Source organism: Columbia Basin potato purple top phytoplasma (genome assembly GCF_028595955.1).
In the GTDB taxonomy this organism is placed as follows: Bacteria; Bacillota_I; Bacilli_A; order Acholeplasmatales; family Acholeplasmataceae; genus Phytoplasma.
The window spans coordinates 1-1,929 of record NZ_JANHJP010000018.1; the positions used below are offsets into that span (position 1 = coordinate 1).

General features: G+C 29.2%; 1 protein-coding gene and 1 pseudogene. Both read right to left on the minus strand.

Going from position 1 to position 1,929, the window contains the following annotated elements; genetic code table 11:
- Positions 1-238, minus strand: a pseudogene (locus M8044_RS02395) (hypothetical protein); the annotation flags it as partial.
- Between the two features lie 751 nt (positions 239-989).
- Positions 990-1,877 (minus strand): hypothetical protein, encoded by an 888-nt coding sequence (locus M8044_RS02400; RefSeq protein ID WP_273585457.1) that lies wholly within the window; start codon positions 1,875-1,877, stop codon positions 990-992.
- Positions 1,878-1,929: the final 52 nt, after the last annotated feature.

The following is a 1,929-nucleotide window of genomic DNA, read 5'->3' on the forward strand; positions in this document are numbered from 1 at the left end:
GCGCTTTTATAGTTAAATTAATTTCATCTAATTTTTCTACTTTTTGGTTTAATTTATTTTTATTGTCTTCTAAGGTTATTTTAGTTGCTTCATGGGCTTTTTGTTCTTCTTTTATTTGTTCTTTAAGTTTATTGATTTCATGACGGAGTTCGGCGTTTTCTTCAAGATATTTACCAGAGACATTTTCTAAAGCCTTAATAGTTCCTTCGAGAGCTTCAATTTGAAGGCCTTGTTGCACCCATTTATCGATTTGTTGTTCTAATTCTTCGCTTAAACGGTTAATTTCATTGGCTTGTTCGTTGATGATTTGGTTTAATTGGGTGATTTCTTGGTCTTTTTGGTAGATAGTTGCTTGATATTCTTTTTCTTTTTGTTGAAAATTAGTAGTTAATTTGTTGATTTCCTGTTGGAGCGCTTGTTTTTCTTGTTGGGATAAAGTTTGATTGGTTATTAATTCTTGATTTTTCGTTTCAATTAAATATTTTTGTGCTTGGAGTTGGTTTTGGAGTTGTTCAGTTATTTGGTTTTGTTCGTTGATTTGATTGATTAATTGATTAATTTGTTTTTCTTTTTCAGTGTTGATGGTTTTTTCTTGGTGAAGGTCAGTTTCTAATTGATTAATCTTTTGATCTTGGGTAAAGATTTCGTTTTCTTTAGAACGGATTTTGTCAGTTTGTTGATTGATTTCTTTTTGGAGTTCTTGTTTTTCTTCTTGAGATAGTTTTTGATTGTTTTCTAATTCTTCTTGTTTTTGAGTTAAATCATGTTCTAAATTAGCTTTTTGAGTTTCTAAAGTTAAACTATTAATTTTTTCTTGTTGAAGTTGAATTTCTAATAAGTTTTTGGATTTGATGATTTCTTAAGGAGTTAGTTGTTGTGTTTCATTGTTTTTGGTAGTTTCTTTTAATTCTTCGCCAAGTGGTGGTGTGTGTTGGAGTTGTTCTTGTTGCAATAAGGTAGGTTCAGTTGTTGATTTAACTGAACCTTTATCAGGGATTATTCAGGTTACCAGTTTCACTTTCTTCTTGAGTTGTTTCTTCTTGAGTTATTACTGTTTTATCTTCATTATTGTTATTTAAAGTTGATTCTTCATTTTTGATAACGGTTAGATTGAATGATTGTTGAATAGATGGTGTTTGTAAAATGGGTGTTGGGGGATTTTCCATTTTATGGGTTAATTGTTGTGGCGGATTAGGGATTTTAGTTTCTTCTTGATAAAATTGGTAAAGTTCATAAGCAGTTGAAGCTAAAGAAACCCAAAATAAAGCTTTACTACCAATTTTAAGGATTTTACCACCGAGATTCGCTATTTTGGAAGTAGCTTTTTTTTGAATGATGGATTTAGTTCCTTTTTTAATGGTTTTTTTCTTCCCACTTTTTAACCAATGACCGACTTTCCCAATACCTAAACAAATCCCGATGACGCTTAAAGTAGTTGCTAGATAATAACCTAATTTATTTTTCGGTGAAGGAGTATGATTAGGATCTTTATCATTACCTGTTACTTTATTATAAATATACTCGATAACTTGACGAATTGGTTGCGTGGCTTTATCGTATAACGCTTTAGTTTTAGTCGCGGCATTAGCTGTAAAAGTGTTGATTTGGTTTAAAACTTCAGGAAAGAATTTGAAAAGCGTCCAATAAATCGCCCCACCAATTAATAATAATGGGATGGACCATTTGAGGATATTAAAGAAAGTTTTAATGATTTTAAGAAACCAGTTTTCTTTTTTAGCTTGTGTTTCAATAATTATTTTAGGAGTTGGAGTTTTTCTTTTTATAATTATTTTATTAGATTTATTTTTTTTGGATTGATGTGTTTTTTTATTGTTTTTGGAATGATTTTTTTTGGTTTCAATTATTTTTTTTGACATATGATTTTACTCGCTTTCTAATTATTTATTAAATTATTTTGTAAATATATTA